The organism is Porphyrobacter sp. ULC335, assembly GCF_025917005.1.
Classification (GTDB): domain Bacteria; phylum Pseudomonadota; class Alphaproteobacteria; order Sphingomonadales; family Sphingomonadaceae; genus Erythrobacter.
On the sequence record NZ_CP078091.1, the window covers coordinates 3,446,276 to 3,468,592 of the forward strand.

Consider the following 22,317-nt stretch of genomic DNA (forward strand, 5'->3'; position numbering starts at 1 on the left):
GCCGCGGTGAAGGAATCAGGGGCAAGGATGACCGAGCAAGAGCTCCGGAAAACGCTCGAACTGCTCAAGACCGAGCACCGCGATCTCGACGCTGCGATTGCCGCGTTGACCGATGCGGCGCGCGCCAGTGCGACGGCCGACATGCTCCAGATCGCGCGCCTCAAGAAGCGCAAACTGCGCTTGAAGGACCAGATCGCGATCATCGAGGACACGCTGCTGCCGGATATCATCGCCTGATTTGACGGGGTGCCGCCTTGGGCCGCCTGCGTCGCGCGCCAGCGTGATCGAAAACAGACGTGGTTACCGATCGGTCAATTCTGTTCCCGTAAGGGACGGATGTGAAAATTACTTGGAAAGTAACCATGCTCGTATGGCGAGCCCGGCGCTAGCGGCGTAGTCTTGCGCGCAACATGGCTCGCACCACCAACCTCACACGCCCGATCATCGAGGCGCTCTACACCGAAGCGCTTGTTCTCGCTGACGATGTCCGCGCAGTCTTCGCCGCCGGCGTGCGCGAACCGCTGGCCGGAGAGGACGCCTTTATGCGCCTCGCCCTGTCGACCGAGGGGCTCAAGACCACCACCCGGATGATGCACGTGCTCGCCTGGCTGCTGAACCAGCGGGCGCTGTTTCAGGGGGAACTGAGCGAGAGTCAGGTACGCCTGCATGGCGCGCTACCGGCTGACCGCCTGTCGGACGAGACCCAACTCGCACTGCTCGAACCGGAAACCCGCGAGCTGATCGCCGATACCGAACGGCTGCACCGGCGCATTGCCCGGCTGGACGAGGCATGGCGTCAGAATTTCGAAACGACCTCCCCGGCCCGGGCTTTTCAGGACCGGATCGGCCAGACATTCGGACGGGCAGGTTAGCCCGCCCCCTTCGTCGCTGTTTCACGTGAAACACCGTGGCGGGAAGGGGTCTGGACGGGTCTAGAGGGGGTCTAAGAGGGGTCTGGCTGGGGTCTAACACCCTGCAAGACGCCTCAAGACCCGGTCGGAACGCGAAACCGTCAAGCCGCAGCCAGAGCCTTTTTCCACGCCGCCAGCCGCGCGTCGCGCACGCCATCGTCCATCTGCGGCTCGAAGCTCGCCAACCGCCCGCGCATCGCTTGCGCTGCCGTGCCGAGATCGGGGTACATCCCCGCCCCGCACGCCGCCAGCATCGCTGCGCCAAGCGCTGTCGTCTCGACAAACCCGGGCCGCTCGACGGGGATGCCGAGCATGTCGGCCAGATCCTGCGCCATCCAGTCATTGGCGGACATCCCGCCATCGATCCTGAGCGTCTGCCACGGCGCGCCATCGGCGGTGAAGGCCGCGCACAGGTCGTGTGTCTGGTGCGCCATTGCCTCCAGCGCGGCGCGCGCGAGTTCCGCCTTCCCGCTCGCGAAGCTCAGGCCCGCAACCACCCCGCGCGCCTCGGCCCGCCAATGCGGCGCGCCCAAACCGGCCAGCGCAGGCACGATCACCACCCCGCCGCTATCGGGGATCGACCGCGCCAGCGCCTCGGTCTCCTCGGCCACCTGCACGATGCCGAGCGAATCCCGCAGCCATTGCACAAGGCTGCCCGCCACGAAGACAGATCCTTCGATGGCATAGGTGCGCTGCCCATCAAGCTGGGTCAGCACCGTACCGAGCAGGCGGTTGGTCGAGCGCGGGATGCGGCGGCCCTGACAGGTCAGCACGAAAGCCCCGGTGCCAAAGGTTGCCTTGGTCTGGCCGGGCGCGAGGCACGCCTGCCCGATGGTTGCCGCCTGCTGGTCGCCCGCCAAGCCGGTGATCGGGATGGAGCCTCCGAACAGGTCAGCCGCGGTCACCGCGAGCGGCCCCGCCATGTCGACCACGCCGGGCAGACTGGCGAGCGGGACGCCCAGCAATTCGCACAGCTCCTCGTTGAACTGGTCGTCCTCCAGCCCCATCAGCAGCGTGCGGCTGGCATTGGAGGCGTCGGTAATATGCGCCGCCCCGCCGGTGAGCTTGAACACCAGCCAGCTTTCGACCGTGCCGAAGGCCAGCGTGCCCCGCTCCGCCGCCGCCCGAACCTCGGGCACATTGTCGAGCATCCAGCGCATCTTGGTGCCGGAGAAATAGGGGTCGAGCAGCAGGCCGGTACGCTCCTGCACGCCCGCCTCGTGGCCGGCTTCGCGCAGCTCCAAGCAGAAGGGTTCGGTGCGGCGATCCTGCCAGACGATGGCGTTGGTGAGCGGCTCGCCGGTCGCGCGGTCCCAAGCCACCACGGTTTCGCGCTGGTTGGTGATACCGATCGCGGCAATGCTCGCCGCCCCGCCCGCCTTGGGCACGACCTCCTGCGCACAGGCGAGCGTCTTCTCCCAGATCTCGCGCGGGTCATGCTCCACCCAGCCGCTTTGCGGATAGTGCTGGGTCAGCGGCTCCTGCGCGCTGGCGACCAGCACGCCGTCACTCGCGAACAGCATCGCGCGGGTGGATGTGGTGCCCTCGTCGAGGACGAGGATGTAGTCAGCCATGGGGTATTCCTCTCTCCGGCGTGACATCTGCCACGGCGCTCGCCATATGCAAGGCCATGGTCACGATCCCTCCCCAGCCCTGGCCCACCGGCCTTGCCGAAGATGTCGAGCCGCTGGTGCGCCGCGTGCTGGCGCCCAACCCTTCGCCCTATACCTTCACCGGCACCCAGACCTATGTCGTGGGCGATCCACAAGGGCCGGATTGCGCGGTGATCGACCCCGGCCCGAACGAGCCTGCGCATATCGATGCGATCATCGCCGCTGTCGCCGGGCGCAAGGTGGTGGCGATCATGTGCACCCACACCCACCGCGACCACTCCCCCGCCGCCGCGCCGCTGGCAGAGCGGACCGGCGCGCCGATCGTCGGCTGCGCGCCGCTGATGCTGCAAGTCGCAGGCCCGCGTTCGGACGAGGCCTTCGATCCCACCTATGCGCCTGACCGCGTGCTGACCGATGGCGAGGCGATGCGCGGCACCGGCTGGACGCTCACCGCCGTTGCCACGCCGGGTCACACTTCCAACCACCTGTGCTTCGCCCTCGAAGAGAGCGGCGCGTTGTTCACCGGCGATCACGTGATGGGCTGGTCAACCAGTGTCGTCATCCCGCCCGATGGCGACATGGGCGACTATATGGCGAGCCTCGACAAGCTGATGGCGCGCGAAGACGTGCGCTACCATTCGGCCCACGGCGCCGCGATCGAGAAACCGCGCCAGCTGGTGCGCGGCATGATCGGCCACCGCCGCCAGCGCGAAAACCAGATCCTGCGCCTGCTGGGCGAGGCCGCGCGGCCTGTCAGCGCCTTCATCCCCGATATGTACAAGGGCCTCGACCCGCGCCTGATCGGGGCGGCGGAGATGAGCGTCACCGCGCACCTGCTCGATCTGGAAAAGCGGGGTCTGGCGGCGTGTGACGGCGGCCGTTGGGCGCTGGCCAGCAGCTAGCCCGCAAGCGGCCCTATGAGTCGCATTTGACCAAGGCGTAGCCCACGCCCCGTTCGCACCGGATTTCGTAGTTCTTCAGGCGGCGGCGCAGATTGTGGATTCTGACTGTCAGCGAATCCAGTCGGAATTCGCCCGAATGGAAATCGTAAGCGGCCAGATCACGATAGCGCAGCACTTGCCCCATGTTGTCGAACAATTGCCGGAGCAACGTGAAATGCAGACTGTGAACCCGGCCATCGAGGTTTTCGTCGCAGAACGTTTCGAACGCCACGTCACCGCGTAATGCGCTGTTGTATTGCATCTGACGGCTGCACTGGGACTGGATGCGCAAGAGGATTTCCGAGGGTTTCATGCGCGTGTCGAAAACGTCGTCGAACAGGAAGCGCATTAGCGAGGCCCTGGCCTGCGGATTGGACTCGGTCATGATCGCATAACAAAGCTTTGTCTGGGCAAAGTCCTTGATTTCGCGGAACGCCCGCTTGGCACGCGCGACATCGTCAACCAGCACGATGATTATGCTGTAATCGCCCAATTGGCTGGAAAAGCCCCTGATATCATCGGTCGTCACGGGGTAGACCGCCGTTGGCCCGAACGTCGACAGAACAAACTGGCTAAGCGCTGTTCCGACCTGATTTCCCACCGCCACGAACCGAGCGGCTGCGCCAAGAATGCGCTCCATCGCGCAAGTCCCCTGCTGGTTTATGGCATACCACCCCATCGCGGCGAGAGGGTCGGAGTTAAATGCGAATATGCGGCCATCTTCGTCCATGCCGGAATGATGGACAACAGAACCGACATTATCCTGAATCACCTGATACTTTGCCATGATGAACCGACCTTGCCTTAAATCGGCTCCCCTTCCCGAAATGAAGGACAGCCTGTCTGTAGCGGCTATGCGGTGCCATTGTAGAGAAGCTATTGTTAATCCCAACTCATCGCAAATGTATAACATACTTAAATCAAAGATTAAATGGTTTTCCCGTTAGTTAAATCAAACACTCGATTATCTAAATTGCCATGAGTATTATTACGCATGTTTCCCCCTAGAGCGGTAAGCAGGAAGCAGCCGCGGCCCTAACCGGATCACGCACATCGTCAGAGCGTGCGAGACACGCCCGCATGTTCGGTTCGCGGCCCTCCACCACATGCCGAGTCGGCCAAGCCACCGGTGAACAGCGCGTCATGGCGACAGGCAGCTTTTCGCTCGAAGAGAGCGGCGCGCTGTTTACCGGCGATCACGTGATGGGCTGGTCAACCAGCGTCGTCATCCCCGATATGTACAAGGGCCTCGACCCGCGTCTGATCGGGGCGGCGGAGATGAGCGTCACCGCGCACCTGCTCGATCTGGAAAAGCGCGGAATGGCGCACCGTGACGGCGAGGTCTGGCACACCGCCTAACCGCGCCGCTTGCCCTGACCGCCGTTCCATGGTCTGATTGACGAAGGGGCGCGTGATCGGGGGATCAAGCATATGGCGACTTTGGCACAAGGCGGCGCTGCGGCAGAAGGCACGCGCTTCTACACGATCATGGCTTTCGTCATGGCGCTGGTGATCGTGGCGGGCTTCTCGGTCAATCTGGCAATGGGCCGGTCGAGCTTCGCGCTCCCGCTCGCCTTCCACGTCCACGGCATGATCTTCATGGGCTGGCTGGGGCTATACCTTGCGCAGGTCGTCACCATCGCCTCGGGCAACATCGCGTTGCACCGCCAGCTGGGCAAGTTAGCCTATCTGTGGATCCCGCTGATGGTGGCGGCAGGCACGATGATCATCGTCGTGTCGGCGCGCACCACGGGCGGGCCGTTCTTCTTTGCGGTCAACGAATTCTTCGTCAGCAATCTTGCCGGGCTGCTGGCCTTCGGCGCGCTGGCGCTGTGGGCCCTGCGCGTGCGCCGCTACAGCGGGTGGCACAGGCGGCTGATGCTGGTGGCGATGAGCATCCTCACCGGTCCCGGGCTTGGCCGCCTGCTGCCGATGCCGCTGCTGATCCCCAACGCCTGGACGATTGCTGTCACCGCCAGCTTCATCTTCCCGGTGATCGGGATGATCGCCGATTGGCGACGCGACGGGCGGGTTCATCCCGCCTATTGGTGGGGCATGGGGGTCAATGCCGGGGCGTTCATTGTCTCGATGCTGCTGGCCTATTCGCCCATCGGCTATGCGCTGACCGAGTGGGTGATCGCCGGAACGCCGGGAGCCGAGCGGCCCATGGCCGCCTTCCTGCCGCCGGGCTTCACGATGTAAGGCGGCAGCGCTTTTCGCTCGAAAATCGCGCATCAGCGCCTATATCCCGCCCACACCCAACAGCGGGATCTGTCTTATGAGCTACGTCACCAAAGTCCCCACCGGCGCCGATCTGCTCGCCGAGATCGACCGTTTGCGCAAAGAGCGCAATGCGGTGATCCTCGCGCATTATTACCAGACGCCCGATATTCAGGACATTGCCGATTTCGTGGGCGACAGCCTGGAATTGTCACGCAAGGCGGCGGCGACCGATGCCGACGTGATCGCCTTCTGCGGGGTCAAGTTCATGGCCGACACCGCGAAGATCCTCAGCCCGCAGAAGACCGTGATCCTGCCCGACATGGACGCCGGGTGCAGCCTTGAGGATTCCTGCCCGCCCGAGAAATTCCGCGCCTTCCGCGAAGCCCACCCCGATCACATCGCGCTGACCTACATCAATTGCTCGACCGAGGTGAAAGCCCTGTCGGACGTGATCGTCACCAGTTCCAGCGCCGAGACGATCCTCGCCCAGATCCCGCCCGAGCAGAAGATCATCTTCGGCCCCGACCGGCACTTGGGCGGTTATCTCGCACGCAAGTTCAACCGCGAAATGCTGCTGTGGCCCGGCGTGTGCATCGTGCACGAGGCGTTTTCGGAAACCGAGCTTCTGAAGCTGAAAGAGCAATACCCCGGCGCGCCCATCGCCGCGCACCCGGAATGCCCGCCGACCATCATCGACCACGCCGATTACGTCGGCTCGACCAGCGGCATCCTCAAGTTCGCGCAGGAGTTCACCGGCGACACCCTGATCGTCGCGACCGAGCCGCACATCATCCACCAGATGCAGAAATCCCTGCCCGAGAAAACCTTCATCGGCGCGCCGGGCGCGGACGGCAACTGCTCGTGCAACATCTGCCCCTACATGGCGCTCAACACGATGGAGAAACTCTACGTGGCACTGCGCGACCTCTCGCCACAGATCGAGATCGAGGAAGGCATCCGCCTGAAGGCAAAGCGCAGCCTCGACCGGATGCTGGACATGGCGAGCGGGACTGTGGGGATGGGCGATTTGGGGAAGGTGGCGTTTTCAGGAGATTAGCTCTGATTGTCTGCCCTAGGGAAGACAAATAGCGCGGGGTGTTGACAGGCCGTAAAATGGCGGAATGAAGCACATCGCCAAAATCTTTCTCGCCCTTATCAAGGCCGGATACCACCCCGCGTACGGCCTGATCGCCCTGATCATCTATTGTGTTAGCATGGTCACGTTGGCGCATGCCGCCCTAGGTGCCAGCTTGCGCTGGCATGACGTGGAGCGGGTTTGGGCCTTGCTCCCTTAATTCGTCACCCCAGCGAAAGCTGGGGCCTAGGGCCGCCATGTGCTAAGCTCTTGAAATGGAGCGCGGTGGCTACGTCTACATCATGACCAACAAGCGCTACGGCGTGCTCTACACCGGTGTAACCGGCGACTTGCCGGCCCGTGTGACGCAACACCGTGAGGGCAAGGGCGGCACGTTCACATCGCGCTACAAATGCACGCGGCTCGTTTATGTCGAACACTACCCGACCATCGAAGAGGCCATCGCCGGCGAGAAGGCGATCAAAGCGTGGCAGCGGATGTGGAAGATCGAGGCGATCGAGAGGCAGAACCCGTCTTGGGACGATCTCTTTCTCACGATCAACGCCTAGCCGCCCTAGGCCCCAGCTTTCGCTGGGGTGACGAAAGTGGTCAGGCGGCCCGCGCCCTACTCACAGCCAGCGCAGCCCCCACCAGCACCATGCCGACAATATCCACCCCCGACAGCACCTCGCCGAATGCCAGCCAGCCGTAGATCGAGGCGACAGCGGGCTGCGTCAGCAGCGCCAGCCCCACCACCAGCGGCGGGAAGTATTTCAGCGAAAACACCATCAGCCCCTGCCCGACCAGCTGGCTGAGCACGAACAGCCCCACCACCGGCCCCCATGCCTGCGGCCACACCGGCTCGCCCAGCAGCAGCGCGATCACCAGCAGCACCGGCGCGCCGAACAGGCTCACCCACACCAGCAGGCTCCACGAACCGAAGCTCCCGCGCGCGCCCTGCAGCGTCAGCAGGTACACCGCGTAAAGCAGCCCCGCCGCGACCGAGAACAGGTCGCCGATCAGCGTCTCGTCGGAAATCTCCAGACTGCGCCCCATCAGGATCGCCGCCCCGGCAAGGGCGAAGACAATCGCCAGCCACTCCAGCCGCCCGGGCAGCGTGCGCGCGACAAGGAAGCCCCAGAACAGCAGCACGATCGACCCGGCATTGCCGAACAGCGTTGCATTGCCCAGCCGCGTCATGCCGATCCCGATATGCCAGCTCGCCAAGTCCAAAGCGAAGGTCACCGCGCCGAGCGCCACCAGCGCCAGCGTCTTCGCGCCCATCCCCGTCAGCCGCTGGCCGTTCGCCCGCGCCAGCAGAACCAGGAAGGGCAGCGCCAGAAACAGACGCCAGAAGCCCGCCGCGACCGGCCCGGTATCGGCAATCCGCACGAACCACGGGCCGATGGCCAGCGCCACGTTGCCGCCGAACAGCGCGAACAGCAGCAGCCACGCCGCCGGACGCCTACCCGTCCCGGCAGGTTCACGCGCAACTTCTTCTTGGGCGGCACCCTCATTTTCCATGCTTGCGCCCTAGCCTTGCGCCCCCCAATTGGATAGCCAATCGCAACTGGCTCACAAGGATTACCCACATATGCACGACGCACTCTTCCAGCCGCTCCAGATGGGCGCGCTCCATGCCAAGAACCGCATTCACATGGCCCCCCTCACCCGCGGGCGCGCGGCCGAGCCGATGTTCACCCCTAACGAACTGATGGCGACCTATTACCGCCAGCGTGCCGGCGCGGGCATGATCCTCACCGAAGCGACCGGCATCAGCCGCGAAGGCCTCGGCTGGCCGAGCGCGCCGGGCATCTGGAGCGACGAGCAGACCGAAGCCTGGAAGGCCACCACCAAGGCCGTGCACGAAGAAGGCGGCCTGATCGTCATGCAGCTGTGGCACATGGGCCGGATCGTCCACCCGGTGTTCCTCGATGGCCAGCCGCCCTTCTCGGCGAGCGCCACGCAGGCTCCGGGCGAGGCGCACACGCCGACCGGCAAGCAGCCCTATGCGGTCGCGCGCGAAATGACGCATGAGGATATCCAGCGGACCATCGGCGACTATCGCCGCGCCGCCGAGAACGCCAAGAAAGCGGGCTTTGACGGGGTTCAGCTGCACAGCGCGAATGGCTATCTGGTCGACCAGTTCCTGCGCGACGGCACCAACCTGCGCACCGACGAATATGGCGGCAGTCCCGAAAACCGCACCCGCTTCATGCGCGAAGTGCTCGAAGCCCTGATCGATGTGTGGGGTGCGGACCGTGTCGGCATCCGCCTCTCGCCCAATGGCGATTCGCAGGGCACCGATGACAGCAACCCGGCAGCGACCTTCGGCGCGGCGGCCAAGGTCTGCGAAGAACTGGGCCTTGCCTTCGTCGAGCTGCGCGAGCCCGGCCCGGACGGCACCTTCGGCCAGACCGATGTGCCCAAGCAAAGCCCGCTGATCCGCCAGATCTACACCGGCACACTGATCCTCAATTCGGACTACACCGCCGAGGAAGCCGTCGCCGATGTGACCAGTGGCAAGTGCGACGCGGTCAGCTTTGGCCGCCCCTACATCTCCAACCCCGATCTCGAAAAGCGGATCGCGGTCGGCGCGCACTGGAACCCGAACAAGGACGTGCCCAAGAGCTGGTACTTCCCGATCCCCGAAGGCTACGTCGACTACCCGACGCTGGAAGAAGAACAGGCCGAAGCGGCCGAGTAAGGCTCACGCTCCCGGCAGTGTCCGCTTCGGGCGCTGCCGGGGGAAAAGCTGCCGGTTGGGAAGCGACGCCGTAGCGCCCATTCACTTATCGATGTAGATCAACTGAATGCGTGCCTTGTTCGCCTCATTCGTCTTGCTCATTGTTACAAGCTGTGCGCCCGACAGCCGCGGCGAGGAAATCGAGCGGCTCGAGATGCGGCTTTCTGGCTGGTCTTCTCTCGACGTTGTGATCGATGCAGGAGGTAATGGAACCTACAAGGATAGCGAACCACATCCTGACGGGAGGAAGGGTGGTTTCAAACTCACTCGAGGCGAACTGCTTGAACTGCTTGCAAAACTGCAGCCATATCGCAAGCAAGCGGTGCCAATCTCTGACGAAAGTGCGATGAGGTTCATCGAGCAAGTCTGCCCGAAAGGCGTGCCCAAAGTTACCGACGCAGGCGCACTCTATGTGCGCTGGCAATCAGCCGACGACGATGTCCATTATCTTGCGGATTTCGGCTGCGACCACGAGAGATTGGCAGATAGGAATGGCGAACTGCGCGAAATCGTCGAAGGCCTTCCCATACCCTCAGTTCAGTGATCAACTTGTCCGGAATCCACCCAATTCCGGTCATTCAGACCAAGCTTGCCCATCCCTGAAACCTGCCCCCAAGCCGCCCGACCCAGTCATCCCCGCAGAATCTTCGCTGTGTCGTCTTCCCGGGCTTGACCCGGGATCCCGCTATCATTGCTTGCGGGCTTAGACGAAGGCAGCGGGGCCCCGGATCACGTCCGGGGAGACGGGAAGGAAAGGCCGCGGGCTATTCTTCCGGCTGCGCTACCGGAGCCACTGGTGCCGGTGCGGCCCCTTCGCTTGGCGGCGCACCATCAATCCCTTCGGCAGGCGTGACGACCGGCTGCTCTGCATCCAGATCGGTCGGAACCGCCCCCTGACGCGGGGCGAGCGGGGCCTGCGATTCCAGCTGTTCGAGCGGGATCATCGCGTCGTTGATCGACCCGGCGAGCACTTCGCCCGAAGCCTCCCCGCCCTGCTGCGCAGGCGGAGCGGCTTGCTCACCGCACCCGGCGACAAGACAACAAAGGGCAAGAAGCGCGGCGCGGTTCATAGGCACGCCCTTTTCGCCGCCGCGTCCAATGCGTCAAGGAAATCATCGCTGGTGGCGATCAAGGCGGCGTCCCATTCCTCGGCGGAGACTGTCAGCCCCAGCCGCGCAAGACTGGTCACGCCATATTCGGCAATGCCGCAAGGCACGATCCCGCCGAAATGCCCAAGGTCAGGGTCAAGATTGACCGAGAAGCCATGCATCGTCACCCAGCGCCGCACCCGCACGCCGATCGCGCCGATCTTGGCCTCGCGCCCGTCAATGTCCCTGGTCCAGATGCCAACGCGGCCTTCCGCGCGCCAGCTTTCCACCCCGAAGCGGGCGAGCGTCGCGATCACCCAGCCTTCGATCGCGTGGACGAAGCAGCGCACGTCCTTGCCGCGCTTGGCCAGATCGAGCACCAGATAGCCAATCCGCTGGCCCGGCCCGTGATAGGTGTAGCGCCCGCCGCGCCCGGCCTCGACCACTTCGAAGCGCGGATCGACCAGTTCGGCAGGATCGGCGCTGGTGCCTGCGGTGTAGACCGGGGGGTGTTCGAGCAGCCAGATCAGCTCCGCCGCCTCGCCTGCGTGAACGGCCGCATTGCGCGCCTCCATCGCGGCCAGCGCGGCGCTATAGGCCACCGGCGCGCGCTCTCGTCGCCATTCGATCGGATATGCAACGCCGGGGGCGGGAGCAATGCTTGCCATGCCGCACCGGTGGGGGCATTGAGCGGCGAGATCAAGAGGCGATTGCGCGACACGTGCCGCCCGGCGGAAGGGATCCGACATGACAAACCGCAAGCTCGACATGGGCCAGGCCTGGACGCAGACGACCGGACTGATCGGCGCCAACCGCGACACGATCAGCGCGATTGCCGGGCTGTTCTTCTTCCTGCCCTCTTTCGCGGCGGCGATTTTCGTGCCGGAGCTGGCCAATCCGCCGCAACCCGCCGGGCCATCGGGCGCCGATCCTTCGGTTGCCATGCAGGCGCTGGTTGACCAGATGAGCGCGATCTACGCCGCAAACTGGCCGCTGCTGCTCGGCCTCAGCGTGGTGCAGTTCGTGGGTTCGATGAGCCTGTTCGCGCTGCTGACCGATCGCGGCCATCCCACCGTTGGCGAGGCGCTGGGGACGGGGCTGCGGAGCATTCCGGCCTATATCGCCGCCCAGCTGCTCAGCGCGATTGCCGCAGGGATCGCCATCGGCCTTCCGCTCGGCCTGATCGCAGCGATCGCGCCGCCGGCTGTGGCGGCGCTGGCGCTGGTCGCGGGCCTCGTTGTGATCCTTTACCTGTTCATCAAATTCTCGCTGATCGCGCCCGTGATCGCCATCGAGGGCGAGCGCAATCCGGTCGCCGCGATCAAGCGTTCGTGGCGGCTGACCAAGGGCAACAGCTTCCGCATCGTGCTGTTCCTGTTCCTGCTGCTGTTCACCATCGGGATCATCTCGGCGCTGGTCACCGGGATCCTGGGACTGGTGCTGGCGGCTTTCGGCGAGCCGGTCACAAGCGTCGGCACGGATGTGGTGGGCGGCCTCGTCAACGCCCTGCTCACAGTGATCTTTCTGGTGGTGACGGTCGCCATCCACCGCCAGCTGGCAGGTGCATCGCCCGAGGCGCTGGCCACCGAATTCGAGTAACCGCGCGCGATGGCCGATACTGATCCCGACCTGACGCGCGCGGCTCCACCCGCTGCTGCTGCCCCCACCGGCGCGATACCGCCTTCGCGCATGGCGCTGCTGTTCATGGTGATGCTGGTCACCGCAGCGGGCAACACCGCGATGCAATCGGTCATGCCCTCGATCGGGACTGCGCTTCAGGTCGATGATGTGTGGATCAGCCTGGCCTATAGCTGGTCGGCGCTGTTGTGGGTGGTGTGCGCGCCGTTCTGGGCGCGGCGTTCGGACAAGCGCGGGCGCAAGGCGATGATGGCGCTGGGCCTGTCAGGCTTCATCGCCTCTTTCGTGCTGTGCGGTGTCGCCTTGTGGGCCGGACTTTCGGGCTGGATGACGGCGTTCTGGACGCTGATCGCCTTTGCCGCCGCGCGCAGCCTGTATGGCGGGTTCGGCAGCGCCGCGCCGCCGGCGGTGCAGGCCTATGTCGCCTCGCGCACCCCCCGGGCGGAGCGCACGCAGGCGCTGTCCCTGATCGCATCAAGCTTTGGTCTTGGCACGGTGATCGGCCCGGCGCTTGCCCCGCTGATGGTGGTGCCGTTCCTCGGGCTGGGGCTGACGGGACCGTTCCTGTGCTTTGCCGCAATCGGCGTCGTCGCACTGGTGTTGCTGCGCCTGCGCCTGCCCGATGACGAGCCGCAATATGCCGCGCGCGGGCAGGGGGTCGCCTATTCGAGCGGTTCGGGCGCGCCTGTCGATCCGCAAGAGACGCCCGAACAGGACGACACCGCGCCCGAACCGCCCCGCCTCAGCTGGCGCGATCCGCGTCTGCGGCCGTGGGTGTTTGCGGGGTTCTTCGGCGGCCATGCGCAAGCGATGGTGCTGGGGATTTCGGGCTTTCTGGTGCTCGACCGGCTGGGCCTGCGCGACACGCCAGCCGAAGGCGCGGGGCCGGTCGGCCTCGTATTGATGAGCGGAGCCATCGCGACCCTGCTCGCGCAATGGGGCCTGATCCCGCGCTTCGACCTCGGCCCGCGTGCGGCGACGTTGTGGGGGATTACCGCCGCAGCCTTCGGCACGGTGCTGCTGGCGGTGGCAGGCGATCTCCATCTGATCGCCTTGGGCTATGCCATCGCCTCGCTGGGGTTTGGCCTGTTCCGGCCGGGTACGACCGCGGGCACCTCGCTCGCCGTGACCCGCGCCGAGCAGGGGCAGGCGAGCGGCATCGTCGCGTCACTGGCCGGGGCGAGCTACATCTACGCCCCCGCGCTGGGCGTGTGGCTCTATGGACATTCCGACTGGCTGGGCTTCGGCCTGATCGTGGCGCTGTGTCTGATCGTGCTGGTGCACGGGTGGTTCCGGCTTCAGGCTGACGGAGACTTGATTCGGTCTTGATTGCGCACCCGCCTCCGCGGGTGCGTCCTCGGTGCTGATCCCTTCGCTACGCTACGGGGCACCTGCGGCTCGCGCGCGTGCGCTCGCGGTCGCTAAGCGACCGAGCACCGCCAGACCTAAAGGATTTCCAAGACAATATCCTGCGGGCGGCACAGGCGCACACCCTTGTCGGTCTCCACCAGCGGTCGCTCGATCAGGATCGGATCGGCCACCATCGCCGCCAGCACCGCCGCGTCGCCCGCCTCGGGGAGCCCGCGCTCAGCCGCGTCTGTGCCGCGCAGGCGCAAGCCTTGCTGCGGGGTGATCCCGGCATCGCGGTAAAGCTGCGCGAGCTTCTCCGGGCTGGGCGGGTCTTTCAGATACTCGACCACAGTCACTTCGACCTTGCTGAGGTTCTCGAGGATCGCCAGCGTCTTGCGCGACGTGCCGCACGCCGGGTTGTGCCAGATCGTCGCCTTCATTTTCGTCATCCTACTCGCCCTTCGGCACCCGCAGTGCGGGCACGGCCTTGGCTGCATCCTCGGGGCTGATCCCCGGCGCGGGTGCGGCGCTGACGCGCTCTTGCCGCTGCGCCACGCGGCCCGCCTGTTCGACTGCATTGAGCAAGCGGGGATAGACGCCGCAGCGGCAGATATTGGGGATGCTCGCATCGATATCCTCGCGGGTTGGCGAAGGATTGCGCTGGAGCAGCGCTGCCGCCGCCATGACGATGCCGGGCGTGCAATAGCCGCACTGGATCGCCTGTTGCGCCACCATCGCCTGCTGCACCGGGTGCGAGCGATCGCGCGACAGCCCCTCGATCGTGGTGATCAGCCGCCCCTCAGCCTCGGCCAGCGTGATCGCGCAGGACCGCAGGGCCACGCCGTCGACCAGCACCGTGCACGCGCCCGAGCATTGCGGCCCGCCGCCACACGCCTTGGTGCCGGTGAGGTTCATCGCCTCACGCAGCGCGTAGAGCAGCGGCATACGCGGATCGAGGTCGAATTCGACCGGCCGCTCGTTGACGGTCATGCGCGACATGGTCGGTTCCTAAGCGGTGCTTACTGACGCCAGCTATCGTCGATCTTGTCGACCCGGCGCTTCCAAGCTTCGAAGTCGAACATGCCGGCACCGCCCTGCCCGGCCATCACCGACAGGTCGCGCTGGTGGACGTCGATCACCTCCTGCGGGACGAGGTTCGGATTGCCCATGGAGAGCGTCGCCACCTGAATCTCGCAGGCGCGCTGCAAGGCCCACATCTTGACGAACATGCCCTGAATGGTGCGGTCCATGACGACAGGGCCATGGTTGCGCAGCATCAGGATGGTATGATTGCCAAGGTTCTGCACCAGCCGCTCGCCTTCCTCGGCCCGGACGGTGACGCCTTCAAAGTCGTGATAGCCGATCTGGCCCTGGAAATTGCAGGCGTAGAAATTGGTCGGCAGCAGCCCGTCCTTGTGGCTCGCCACGGCCATCGTCGCTGTGGTGTGGACATGGCAGATCGCGTCGGCACGGCTGCCCAGATGCTTGTGGAAATAGGCGTGCTGGGTGAAGCCCGCCTTGTTCACCATATAGGGTGACCCGCCGACATTACTGCCCTCGACATCGATCTTGACGAGGTTGCTCGCGGTCACTTCGCTATACAGCAGGCCGAAGGGGTTGATGAGGAAGGTGTCCTCCTCCCCCGGCACCTTCAGAGAGATGTGGTTGTAGATCGATTCCGACCAGCCAAGGTGATCAAAGATCCGGTAGCACGCCGCCAGGTCGAGCCGCGCCTGCCATTCTTCCTTGCTGCATTCGATTGTGGGTTTGAGCTGGGTCGCCATGGGCCATTCCTCTCCGTCTGTCCTTGGGCCTAGCTATCGCATGCGGAGGGAATGCTTTGCAAGCCGCGCGGCCTGCCGCTAGGCCTTGGAAACGATGAATGCGCCCGCTCTTTCCTCTGCCAGACTGGTCAGCGGCAGCATCCCCGGACACCTCGTCAGCCAGACGCTGCCTGCCGTCATCGGCGTGGCGGCGATCATGTCGATCGGGATCGTCGACGCCTATTTCATCGGTCAGCTGGGCAGCGCGCCGCTGGCCGCGATCAGCTTCATCTTCCCCGTCGCCGTGGCCAGCACTTCGCTGGGCGTGGGGGTGATGGTGGGGATCAACTCCGTGGTCGCGCGCGCACTTGGGGAAGGCGATTTCGAAAAGGCCGCGCGGCGCGCCAATTTCGGGATCGTGTTTGCCGCAGCCTGCGGCCTGCTGATGGGCCTTGCCCTGTGGCTGCTGATCGATCCGATCTTCACCGCGATGAACGCGCCCGCCCATCTGATGCCGCTGATCCGCGCCTATATGGCCCCCTATGCCAGCGGCTTCCCGCTGAGCCTTGCGATCATGGGCTTCAACGGCGTGCTGCGCGGTCAGGGCGAGGCGAAACGGACCAGCACGGTGAGCATCGCCTATGCCGCCGCGAACTGGGTGCTCAACCCGATCCTGATTACCGGCACACCGGATGTTCTTGGCGGCTTTGAAGGCTTCGGCATCGCCGGATCGGCTTATGCCACCGTGATTGGCTGGGGCGTCGGCGTAGCGATGGCGCTGTGGCTGCTGCGCGGCACGGCCTTGCCTTTGAACCTCGGCTTGCTGCGGAATTGCAGCCTGATCGACCCTGCCAAGGCGATCATCCGCGTCGGGCTTCCGGCAGCGTTCTCCAATGCGATCAACCCCTTGGGACTTGCGGTCCTGACGTCACTGGTGGCGCTGGAAGGGCAGGCGGCGGTGGCGGGCTTCGGCGCGGCGGGACGGTTGCAGAGCTTCGTGATCGTTCCGCTGCTCGGGCTGTCGGGCGCGATCGGCGCGATTGTCGGGCAGAACTGGGGCGCGGGTCGGATCGACCGGGCGCGCGAGGCGGTGCTCTATGCTGGGGGTTTTTGCGTCGTCTGGGGGCTGCTTGTCGCGGTCGGCATGATCGCCGCAGGAGAGAGTTTCGCGCGGATTTTCAGCGACAATCCTGCCGTGATTGCCGAATTCGCGCTGTACCTGAAAATCGCGGCCTGGGGCTATGCAGGCTTTGGCCTGCTGATCGTCGGCAACGGGATCATGAACGCCGTCGACAAGGCGGGCTTCGCGCTCGCGCAATCGGTGGCGCGGGTCTTCGTGGTGATGCTCCCCGTTGCACTGGTGCTGCGCCCCGGAATGGGATCGGCTGCGATCTATTCGGCCGAACTTGCCGCCAACCTGTTCGGCGCGGTATCGACGGTGGTGCTGGTGCGGTACATTTTCGGCAGACAACCGCCCGTCCCTGCCGCGCGCTAGGCGCTTGTTAACCAACTCTGTCGCATAGCCCTCAACGCAAAGCGAAAAAGGGCGCGCACCGCATGGACGATCTGCTGGCGGATTTTATCGCCGAGACCCGCGAGATGCTGGAAGCCTCGGGCGGCGAACTCGTCGCCTGGGAGGCGGATCCGGCTGACCGCGCGCGGCTCGATACGATCTTCCGCTTCGTCCACACCGTGAAGGGCAATTGCGGCTTCTTCGACTTCCCGCGCCTCGCCGGGCTCAGCCATGCTGCCGAGGATGCGCTGGCCGATTGCCGTGCCGGACGCCGCGATCCCGATCAGCAGCTCGTCACCGCCGTGCTCGCCATTATCGACCGGATCGCCCAGATGATCGACGCCATCGAGGCGGGCGAACCTTTCCCCGAAGGTGGCGACGAAATCCTGATCGCGGCGCTCGATGTTTCACATGAAACACCCGGTAACGGGGGTCTGGAGGGGGTCGAGGAGGGGTCTAACCCGCCCCTGCACGCTCCGGCCGCCGCGCTGCTTGCTGCCAATGACGAGCAGGCCGCACCTTACCGCCGGTCCGATCCCGCCGCTGCCCAGCGCACCATCCGCCTGCCCGTCGAACTGCTCGACCGGGTGATGAGCGGCGTGTCCGACATGGTGCTGGCCCGCAATGATCTGGCCCACCGGCTCCGGCAGGCGGGCAACCAGCCGACCATCGACGGCCCCTTCGAACGCCTCACCACGATCCTCTCCGACGTCCGCGATGCGATCACCCGGATGCGGATGCAGCGGATCGAGACGTTGTTCGGCGCGCTTCCCCGGCTCGTCCGCGACCTGTCCGCCGAACTCGGCAAGCAGGTGATGGTCGATCTTGATGGCGGCGATGTGGAACTCGACCGCGAGATGATCGAAACGATCCGCGATCCGCTCACCCACATCATCCGCAACGCGATCGATCACGGGGTCGAGGCACCGACCGTCCGCCTCGCCAATGGCAAGCGCGAGATCGGCCTGCTCGCCATCGCCGCGCGCCAATCGGGCAATACGATCAGCATCGTCATTTCCGACGACGGCCGCGGGCTCGACGAGGAACGCATTGCGGCCAAGGCCATCGCCACCAGCCTTGTCACCTCGGCCGAACGGCAGGCGATGAGCCGCGACAAGATCCTCAACCTCATCTTTGAACCCGGCTTCTCCACCGCCGAGATTGTCAGCAATGTCTCGGGCCGCGGCGTGGGTCTCGATGTGGTGCGCCAGAACCTCGAAAAGGTCGGCGGCAGCATCAAGGTGGCGAGCGTCCCCGGGCAAGGCACCACCTTCACGCTCCAGATTCCGCTCACCCTCAGCATCATCGCCGGGCTGACAGTCGAAGTTGCCGGACACCGCTTCGCGATCCCGCAAAGCTATGTCGAGGAGATCGTCCAGGCCTCGGCCAAGGCGCTCGACCTCACCCGCATGGGCGAAACCGCGCTGGTCACCTTCCGCGGCAACCGCGTGCCCTGCCTGATGCTGGGCGAAGTGCTCGGCCTTGAATGCGGCGAGAGCGCCCCGCGCGAGCCGACGCTGGTGATGCTCCGCCTTGCCAGCGGCGATCTGTTCGCGCTGGCGGTCGAAGGCATCCACAACCACGGCGATCTGGTGGTCAAGCCGCTGGCACCCGCAGTGATGCGGTCAGGCCTCTATGCCGGATCGACGCTGCTGGACGATGGCCAGCCGGTGCTGCTGCTCGATGTCGCCAATATCGCGGCGCATCATCATCTGGTCTCGGAGACCCGCACCCGCGTGCTCGGCCCGCTGGATGGCGATGCCGCCGCGCGCACCGAAGCCGTGCCGCGTGCCATGCTGTTCACCGATTTCGCCGGTCGCCGTTCCGCCGTGCGGCTGGAACTGGTGCAGCGCATCGAAACCGCGCCTGCCACCGCCATCGACCGATCAGCCGCGCGCCCGCGCGTGGTGATCGACGGTTTGATCCTGCCGCTGGTCGGCCTGCCTGAAACCCCGCTGGCCCAGCCGCGCGTGCGGCTGCTGCGCCTGTCGGACGGCGCGTGCGAATTGCTCTATGCGGTGCGCGAGGTCGAGGATGCGGTCGAACTGACCGAGGCCCTGACCCCGGTGCCCGAAGATCCGCTGGCCGAAGCCATGACGCTGATCGGCGGAAAGCCCGCGATCCTGATCGACGCGCACGAACTGTTCGCCCGCCACGGCGAACCGCCGGTTGCCGCTGCGCGCCCGCAATGCGTGCTGCCCGATGGCGAATGGGCACGCTCGATCCTCGCGCCGCTGGTGACCGCCGCCGGTTATGACATCGTTCCCGATAGCGAGGCTGACGCCGGTGCCATCGGCATCCTGTTCGAGGATGTCTACGAAGTTGCCGAAGCGCTCGGCCGACCGCTGCCCGCCAGGCTGATCCGTCTGCGCGACCAGCCCGAAGCGCCCAAGGGCAGCGAGACGATCTACCGCTATGACCGCGAAGGTCTGCTGGCGGCCTTGGCCAAGGCCGCTGCATCGCGAACGGGAGTGGCCGCATGACCGGAGACCTGCTTGTCATCGCCCAGATCGCCGGGCGCCGCTGCGCGCTTTCCGCGCTCGACGTGAAATCGGTGATCGAGATCGGCACCATCACCCCGATCCCGCGCGCACCGGTCTGGATTGCCGGGATCACCGCGCTGCGCAGTCAGGCGCTGACCGTGATCGACTGTCGCCGCGCGATCGGATTGACGGGCGGCCAAGCGGAAGGCGACTGGGCGACAGACCATCGCGCCGCCGTGGTGGCCGAGGGCGGCTATTCCTATGCGCTGCTGGTCGACGGGATCGAGGATATCACCACCGCCGTGGGCGAGGCCGGGCAGGTGCCGGGCGGATTCGGCCCCGAATGGTCGCGGATCGCCACCGGCATGATCGAGACGATGGCGGGGCCCGCCCTGCTGATCGATCTGGCCGCGCTGCTCACCGGACCAGAGGCGGTTCGACACGAAATCGAAGTCGCAGCTTAATCCTATGCTTACCAACTTGGCCTAGGTTCATGGTCCAAACGCAGGAACGCCCATGAAAACTTGCCTCATCGTCGATGATTCCCGGGTCATCCGCAAGGTTTCGAGACATATTCTCGAGACCCTCGGCTTTGCCGTGGAAGAAGCTGAAAACGGCAAGCTCGCGCTGGACGCCTGCGAAGCGGCGATGCCCGATGTCGTCCTGCTTGACTGGAATATGCCGGTGATGACGGGGATCGAATTCCTCGTCCATCTGCGCCAGCGTCCGGGCGGCGACCGGCCCAAGGTGGTGTTCTGCACCACCGAGAACGATGTCGCGCACATCCGTCAGGCCATCCAGGCCGGAGCGGACGAATATGTGATGAAGCCTTTCGATCACGAGACGCTCCAGATCAAGTTGCAGCTTGTCGGGTTTGCGTGAGCCACCCCCTCCCCTTGCAGCGCCCGTCCCGCACCGATAGCGGCAACCGTCCCTATGCCCATGCCGGAGCGGCCGCAGCCATCCGGGTGATGATCGTCGATGATTCGCTGACCGTTCGCACCATCTTCAAGCGGATGGTCGATAGCGACGCCGCGCTGGTGATCGTCGGCACCGCCAGCAGCGCCGAGCGCGCAATTGCGCAGCTCGCCGATACCCCCGCCGATGTGGTGCTGCTCGATCTCGAGATGCCGGGAATCGGCGGGCTTGAAGCCCTGCCCGCCATCCTTGCGACGCCCGGCAACCCGCAAGTGCTGGTGGTTTCCTCGCTGACGGTGGACGGAGCCGAACACACCCTTTCCGCGCTCCAGATGGGCGCTGCCGATACGCTGCTCAAGCCGCGCCCCGGTGGCTTCACCGATGATTACCGCGCGCAGCTGCTCGGCAAGATCCGCGCGCTCGGTTCAAGCCGGATCGACAACGTCAGCGACAGCGAATCCTTCGTCGCACGCCCGCCCGAGCCGACCTTCGTCCGCCCCGGCCTTGCGCGGCGGATGTGGCGGCCCGAAGTCATCGCCATCGGCGCTTCGACCGGCGGCATCCACGCTCTCGGCCTGATGCTGCGCCAGCTGGCGCGTGATTTCGATCTGCCGCTGCTGATCACCCAGCACCTGCCCGCATCCTTCATGCCGGTCTTCGCCCGCCAGATCGAAGCCGCCTGCGGAAGGCCTGCCGACATCGCAGAGGATGGCCTTGCCCTCACGCCGGGGCGGATCGTGATTGCGCCCGGCCACGGCCATATCGTGATCCGCCGCAAGGGCACGGGTAGCAGCGGCCTCGTCACCCGGATCAGCACCGAACCTGTGACGAGCGGCTGTTTGCCCTCGGTCGATCCGATGCTGTCCAGCCTCGCCGAAGCCTGCGAAGGCCGGGCGCTGGGCGTGATCCTTTCAGGCATGGGCCGCGACGGCGTGCTCGGCGCGAAGGACCTCGTTGATGCGGGCGGCACGATCTATGCGCAGGATGCCGATACCAGCGCCGTGTGGGGAATGCCCGGCGCGGTGGCGCGAGCCGGCCTTGCCAGCCTGATCGCCCCGCCCGACCGCCTCGGCAGTGCGGTGATGGCGCAGCTCGCCGCACCCTCCGCCCCGGTGCTGCGGTAAGCGGCCCGGGACCGATGGAAGCGAGCGAAGCCTCCCACCAGATCATCGCCGATCTGCTTGAAGCACGGACCGGCCAGCACCTGACCGAAAGCCGCCGCTGGCGCGTCAATTCGGCGCTGGCGGGCATTTTCCGTGCGCACGGCATCAGCAATGTCGACCAGCTCGTGTGCCTGCTCGCCGCGCCTCCGGGTGGACCGGAAGGCCCTGATCTGTCGCAGGAAGTGGTCGAGGCGCTGCTCAACAACGAGACCTATTTCTTCCGCGACAAGCCGACCTTCGACCAGCTTCCCGGCGAAATCCTTCCCGAACTCGCGCAGCGCCGCCGCGATGTGCGCCGCTTGTCGATCTGGTCGGCGGGCTGCTCCACGGGGCAGGAGGTCTATTCGCTCGCCATGCTGTTCGCCGAACAGGCCGAACGCTGGCAGGGCTGGACGATCGACATTCTCGGCACCGATGTCTCGCATCGCGCGATCAACGCGGCGCGCAGCGGCACCTACAGCCAGTTCGAGGTGCAGCGCGGGCTCGGCGTCACCCAGATGCTGCGCCATTTCGAAGAGACCGCGCGCGGCTGGCAGGTGCGTGATGACGTGCGCCGCATGGTGCGCTTCAGCCAGCACAACCTGCTCGGCTCGGCCCATCCCGGACGCATCCCGTTTGATCTGGTATTGTGCCGCAACGTGCTGCTCTACTTTGACCGCCAGACCCGCAGCAACGCCTTTGCCCGCCTGTCCGGGGCTGTCATGCCCGATGGCTTCCTGATGCTCGGCGCGGGCGAGACCGTGATCGGCCAGACCGACCGCTTCGTGCCGACATCGCGCCGCGCGAGCTTTTTCGAGCCGGTCACCATGCCCCACGCGCCGGTCCTCCGGAAAATCGCGTAAAATGCGCGTCTCGCGGGCGGCGCGGGGCTTATGCTTTACCCTTCCTTAGC

Annotated in this window: 25 protein-coding genes and 1 pseudogene; 18 read left to right on the top strand and 8 right to left on the bottom strand. The window is 65.5% G+C overall.

The genetic code is table 11. The features are described from left to right. The first annotated feature begins 27 nt into the window (after nt 1-27). Both KVF90_RS16505 and KVF90_RS16510 read left to right on the top strand, forming a co-directional pair. Entirely contained in the window at nt 28-237 is a 210-nt protein-coding gene (locus KVF90_RS16505) for a DUF465 domain-containing protein (RefSeq protein ID WP_264392647.1), read from the top strand. 173 nt (nt 238-410) lie between these two features. Further along, a complete protein-coding gene (locus KVF90_RS16510; RefSeq protein ID WP_264392648.1) occupies nt 411-872 on the top strand; it encodes a DUF1465 family protein in 462 nt (153 codons plus the stop codon). Between the two features lie 140 nt (nt 873-1,012). Here the strand turns inward: KVF90_RS16510 and glpK are convergent, their stop codons facing one another. After that, nucleotides 1,013-2,485 (bottom strand): glycerol kinase GlpK, encoded by a 1,473-nt coding sequence (gene glpK / locus KVF90_RS16515; protein ID WP_264392649.1) that lies wholly within the window; start codon nt 2,483-2,485, stop codon nt 1,013-1,015. Between the two features lie 56 nt (nt 2,486-2,541). On the opposite strand from glpK, the gene KVF90_RS16520 reads away from it, so the two are divergent. Further along, the gene (locus KVF90_RS16520) at nt 2,542-3,426 is read left to right on the top strand and encodes an MBL fold metallo-hydrolase (RefSeq protein WP_264392650.1); all 885 of its coding nucleotides are present in this window, start codon (nt 2,542-2,544) and stop codon (nt 3,424-3,426) included. 13 nt (nt 3,427-3,439) lie between these two features. Here KVF90_RS16520 and KVF90_RS16525 read toward each other — a convergent pair whose 3' ends face one another. Then, the gene (locus KVF90_RS16525; RefSeq protein ID WP_264392651.1) at nt 3,440-4,252 is read right to left on the bottom strand and encodes a helix-turn-helix domain-containing protein; all 813 of its coding nucleotides are present in this window, start codon (nt 4,250-4,252) and stop codon (nt 3,440-3,442) included. A gap of 371 nt (nt 4,253-4,623) precedes the next feature. Between KVF90_RS16525 and KVF90_RS16530 the strand changes: the two are divergent. The 5 genes and pseudogenes from KVF90_RS16530 to KVF90_RS16550 form a co-directional block, all read left to right on the top strand. Then, nucleotides 4,624-4,824: pseudogene (locus KVF90_RS16530) on the top strand (hypothetical protein); the annotation flags it as partial. 72 nt (nt 4,825-4,896) lie between these two features. Beyond that, nucleotides 4,897-5,667, top strand: a complete 771-nt coding sequence (locus KVF90_RS16535; protein WP_264392652.1) for a hypothetical protein — start codon at nt 4,897-4,899, stop codon at nt 5,665-5,667. A gap of 76 nt (nt 5,668-5,743) precedes the next feature. Beyond that, on the top strand, nt 5,744-6,745 hold the full coding sequence (gene nadA / locus KVF90_RS16540) for a quinolinate synthase NadA (RefSeq protein WP_264392653.1): 1,002 nt from the start codon (nt 5,744-5,746) through the stop codon (nt 6,743-6,745). A 64-nt stretch (nt 6,746-6,809) separates the two neighbouring features. Further along, the gene (locus tag KVF90_RS16545; protein WP_264392654.1) at nt 6,810-6,983 is read left to right on the top strand and encodes a hypothetical protein; all 174 of its coding nucleotides are present in this window, start codon (nt 6,810-6,812) and stop codon (nt 6,981-6,983) included. Between the two features lie 55 nt (nt 6,984-7,038). Continuing rightward, on the top strand, nt 7,039-7,332 hold the full coding sequence (locus KVF90_RS16550) for a GIY-YIG nuclease family protein (protein WP_264392655.1): 294 nt from the start codon (nt 7,039-7,041) through the stop codon (nt 7,330-7,332). A 40-nt stretch (nt 7,333-7,372) separates the two neighbouring features. Here KVF90_RS16550 and KVF90_RS16555 read toward each other — a convergent pair whose 3' ends face one another. Next, nucleotides 7,373-8,287 carry a DMT family transporter gene (locus KVF90_RS16555; protein WP_264392656.1) on the bottom strand — a complete coding sequence of 305 codons (915 nt, stop codon included), beginning with the start codon at nt 8,285-8,287 and terminating at the stop codon, nt 7,373-7,375. Nucleotides 8,288-8,357: 70 nt separating this feature from the next. Between KVF90_RS16555 and KVF90_RS16560 the strand changes: the two genes are divergently transcribed. Both KVF90_RS16560 and KVF90_RS16565 read left to right on the top strand, forming a co-directional pair. Then, a complete protein-coding gene (locus tag KVF90_RS16560) occupies nt 8,358-9,470 on the top strand; it encodes an alkene reductase (RefSeq protein ID WP_264392657.1) in 1,113 nt (370 codons plus the stop codon). A gap of 106 nt (nt 9,471-9,576) precedes the next feature. Continuing rightward, on the top strand, nt 9,577-10,053 hold the full coding sequence (locus tag KVF90_RS16565; protein ID WP_264392658.1) for a hypothetical protein: 477 nt from the start codon (nt 9,577-9,579) through the stop codon (nt 10,051-10,053). 220 nt (nt 10,054-10,273) lie between these two features. On the opposite strand, the gene KVF90_RS16570 is transcribed toward KVF90_RS16565, so the two are convergent. Both KVF90_RS16570 and lipB read right to left on the bottom strand, forming a co-directional pair. Next, the gene (locus KVF90_RS16570) at nt 10,274-10,579 is read right to left on the bottom strand and encodes a hypothetical protein (RefSeq protein ID WP_264392659.1); all 306 of its coding nucleotides are present in this window, start codon (nt 10,577-10,579) and stop codon (nt 10,274-10,276) included. Further along, complete coding sequence (gene lipB / locus KVF90_RS16575) at nt 10,576-11,265, bottom strand: lipoyl(octanoyl) transferase LipB (protein ID WP_264392660.1); 690 nt, start codon at nt 11,263-11,265, stop codon at nt 10,576-10,578. Before lipB ends, KVF90_RS16570 begins: the two co-directional genes overlap by 4 nt. Nucleotides 11,266-11,344: 79 nt before the next feature. Here lipB and KVF90_RS16580 point away from each other — a divergent pair, with 79 nt between their 5' ends. Further along, nucleotides 11,345-12,196: a glycerophosphoryl diester phosphodiesterase membrane domain-containing protein gene (locus KVF90_RS16580; protein WP_264392661.1), complete on the top strand. Its 852-nt coding sequence runs from the start codon at nt 11,345-11,347 to the stop codon at nt 12,194-12,196. 9 nt (nt 12,197-12,205) lie between these two features. Next, a complete protein-coding gene (locus KVF90_RS16585; RefSeq protein ID WP_264392662.1) occupies nt 12,206-13,564 on the top strand; it encodes an MFS transporter in 1,359 nt (452 codons plus the stop codon). A 116-nt stretch (nt 13,565-13,680) separates the two neighbouring features. Here the strand turns inward: KVF90_RS16585 and KVF90_RS16590 are convergent, their stop codons facing one another. From KVF90_RS16590 to KVF90_RS16600, 3 genes are read right to left on the bottom strand one after another with little or no spacing between them, the layout of a single operon-like run. Further along, nucleotides 13,681-14,025 carry an arsenate reductase family protein gene (locus tag KVF90_RS16590; protein ID WP_264394576.1) on the bottom strand — a complete coding sequence of 115 codons (345 nt, stop codon included), beginning with the start codon at nt 14,023-14,025 and terminating at the stop codon, nt 13,681-13,683. Between the two features lie 10 nt (nt 14,026-14,035). Then, nucleotides 14,036-14,584: a (2Fe-2S)-binding protein gene (locus tag KVF90_RS16595; RefSeq protein WP_264392663.1), complete on the bottom strand. Its 549-nt coding sequence runs from the start codon at nt 14,582-14,584 to the stop codon at nt 14,036-14,038. A gap of 20 nt (nt 14,585-14,604) precedes the next feature. Continuing rightward, nucleotides 14,605-15,369: a class II aldolase/adducin family protein gene (locus KVF90_RS16600; protein WP_264392664.1), complete on the bottom strand. Its 765-nt coding sequence runs from the start codon at nt 15,367-15,369 to the stop codon at nt 14,605-14,607. A gap of 94 nt (nt 15,370-15,463) precedes the next feature. On the opposite strand from KVF90_RS16600, the gene KVF90_RS16605 reads away from it, so the two are divergent. The 6 genes from KVF90_RS16605 (at nt 15,464) to KVF90_RS16630 (ending at nt 22,267) form a co-directional block, all read left to right on the top strand. Then, the gene (locus KVF90_RS16605; RefSeq protein WP_264392665.1) at nt 15,464-16,843 is read left to right on the top strand and encodes an MATE family efflux transporter; all 1,380 of its coding nucleotides are present in this window, start codon (nt 15,464-15,466) and stop codon (nt 16,841-16,843) included. Nucleotides 16,844-16,905: 62 nt separating this feature from the next. After that, nucleotides 16,906-19,344, top strand: coding sequence for a chemotaxis protein CheA (locus KVF90_RS16610; RefSeq protein WP_264392666.1), 2,439 nt, complete (start codon nt 16,906-16,908; stop codon nt 19,342-19,344). After that, entirely contained in the window at nt 19,341-19,808 is a 468-nt protein-coding gene (locus tag KVF90_RS16615) for a chemotaxis protein CheW (protein ID WP_264392667.1), read from the top strand. The genes KVF90_RS16610 and KVF90_RS16615 overlap by 4 nt, the downstream gene beginning before the upstream one ends. Nucleotides 19,809-19,860: 52 nt before the next feature. Further along, nucleotides 19,861-20,226, top strand: coding sequence for a response regulator (locus KVF90_RS16620; protein WP_264392668.1), 366 nt, complete (start codon nt 19,861-19,863; stop codon nt 20,224-20,226). Continuing rightward, nucleotides 20,223-21,386, top strand: a complete 1,164-nt coding sequence (gene cheB / locus KVF90_RS16625) for a chemotaxis-specific protein-glutamate methyltransferase CheB (protein WP_264392669.1) — start codon at nt 20,223-20,225, stop codon at nt 21,384-21,386. Before KVF90_RS16620 ends, cheB begins: the two co-directional genes overlap by 4 nt. A gap of 14 nt (nt 21,387-21,400) precedes the next feature. Beyond that, the gene (locus tag KVF90_RS16630; RefSeq protein ID WP_264392670.1) at nt 21,401-22,267 is read left to right on the top strand and encodes a CheR family methyltransferase; all 867 of its coding nucleotides are present in this window, start codon (nt 21,401-21,403) and stop codon (nt 22,265-22,267) included. Nucleotides 22,268-22,317: the final 50 nt, after the last annotated feature.

What these genes read in the sequence shown, in the direction of transcription:
- KVF90_RS16505 (WP_264392647.1), top strand. Translation starts at nt 28, where the DNA reads ATGACCGAGCAAGAGCTCCGGAAAACGCTCGAACTGCTCAAGACCGAG.
- KVF90_RS16545 (WP_264392654.1), top strand. Translation starts at nt 6,810, where the DNA reads ATGAAGCACATCGCCAAAATCTTTCTCGCCCTTATCAAGGCCGGATAC.
- KVF90_RS16525 (WP_264392651.1), bottom strand. Translation starts at nt 4,252, where the DNA reads ATGGCAAAGTATCAGGTGATTCAGGATAATGTCGGTTCTGTTGTCCAT.
- KVF90_RS16610 (WP_264392666.1), top strand. Translation starts at nt 16,906, where the DNA reads ATGGACGATCTGCTGGCGGATTTTATCGCCGAGACCCGCGAGATGCTG.
- KVF90_RS16590 (WP_264394576.1), bottom strand. Translation starts at nt 14,025, where the DNA reads ATGAAGGCGACGATCTGGCACAACCCGGCGTGCGGCACGTCGCGCAAG.
- KVF90_RS16585 (WP_264392662.1), top strand. Translation starts at nt 12,206, where the DNA reads ATGGCCGATACTGATCCCGACCTGACGCGCGCGGCTCCACCCGCTGCT.
- glpK (WP_264392649.1), bottom strand. Translation starts at nt 2,485, where the DNA reads ATGGCTGACTACATCCTCGTCCTCGACGAGGGCACCACATCCACCCGC.
- KVF90_RS16550 (WP_264392655.1), top strand. Translation starts at nt 7,039, where the DNA reads ATGGAGCGCGGTGGCTACGTCTACATCATGACCAACAAGCGCTACGGC.
- KVF90_RS16600 (WP_264392664.1), bottom strand. Translation starts at nt 15,369, where the DNA reads ATGGCGACCCAGCTCAAACCCACAATCGAATGCAGCAAGGAAGAATGG.
- KVF90_RS16520 (WP_264392650.1), top strand. Translation starts at nt 2,542, where the DNA reads ATGGTCACGATCCCTCCCCAGCCCTGGCCCACCGGCCTTGCCGAAGAT.
- KVF90_RS16630 (WP_264392670.1), top strand. Translation starts at nt 21,401, where the DNA reads ATGGAAGCGAGCGAAGCCTCCCACCAGATCATCGCCGATCTGCTTGAA.
- KVF90_RS16620 (WP_264392668.1), top strand. Translation starts at nt 19,861, where the DNA reads ATGAAAACTTGCCTCATCGTCGATGATTCCCGGGTCATCCGCAAGGTT.
- KVF90_RS16570 (WP_264392659.1), bottom strand. Translation starts at nt 10,579, where the DNA reads ATGAACCGCGCCGCGCTTCTTGCCCTTTGTTGTCTTGTCGCCGGGTGC.
- KVF90_RS16595 (WP_264392663.1), bottom strand. Translation starts at nt 14,584, where the DNA reads ATGTCGCGCATGACCGTCAACGAGCGGCCGGTCGAATTCGACCTCGAT.
- KVF90_RS16555 (WP_264392656.1), bottom strand. Translation starts at nt 8,287, where the DNA reads ATGGAAAATGAGGGTGCCGCCCAAGAAGAAGTTGCGCGTGAACCTGCC.
- lipB (WP_264392660.1), bottom strand. Translation starts at nt 11,265, where the DNA reads ATGGCAAGCATTGCTCCCGCCCCCGGCGTTGCATATCCGATCGAATGG.
- nadA (WP_264392653.1), top strand. Translation starts at nt 5,744, where the DNA reads ATGAGCTACGTCACCAAAGTCCCCACCGGCGCCGATCTGCTCGCCGAG.
- KVF90_RS16580 (WP_264392661.1), top strand. Translation starts at nt 11,345, where the DNA reads ATGACAAACCGCAAGCTCGACATGGGCCAGGCCTGGACGCAGACGACC.
- KVF90_RS16565 (WP_264392658.1), top strand. Translation starts at nt 9,577, where the DNA reads ATGCGTGCCTTGTTCGCCTCATTCGTCTTGCTCATTGTTACAAGCTGT.
- KVF90_RS16605 (WP_264392665.1), top strand. Translation starts at nt 15,464, where the DNA reads ATGAATGCGCCCGCTCTTTCCTCTGCCAGACTGGTCAGCGGCAGCATC.
- KVF90_RS16615 (WP_264392667.1), top strand. Translation starts at nt 19,341, where the DNA reads ATGACCGGAGACCTGCTTGTCATCGCCCAGATCGCCGGGCGCCGCTGC.
- KVF90_RS16535 (WP_264392652.1), top strand. Translation starts at nt 4,897, where the DNA reads ATGGCGACTTTGGCACAAGGCGGCGCTGCGGCAGAAGGCACGCGCTTC.
- KVF90_RS16510 (WP_264392648.1), top strand. Translation starts at nt 411, where the DNA reads ATGGCTCGCACCACCAACCTCACACGCCCGATCATCGAGGCGCTCTAC.
- KVF90_RS16560 (WP_264392657.1), top strand. Translation starts at nt 8,358, where the DNA reads ATGCACGACGCACTCTTCCAGCCGCTCCAGATGGGCGCGCTCCATGCC.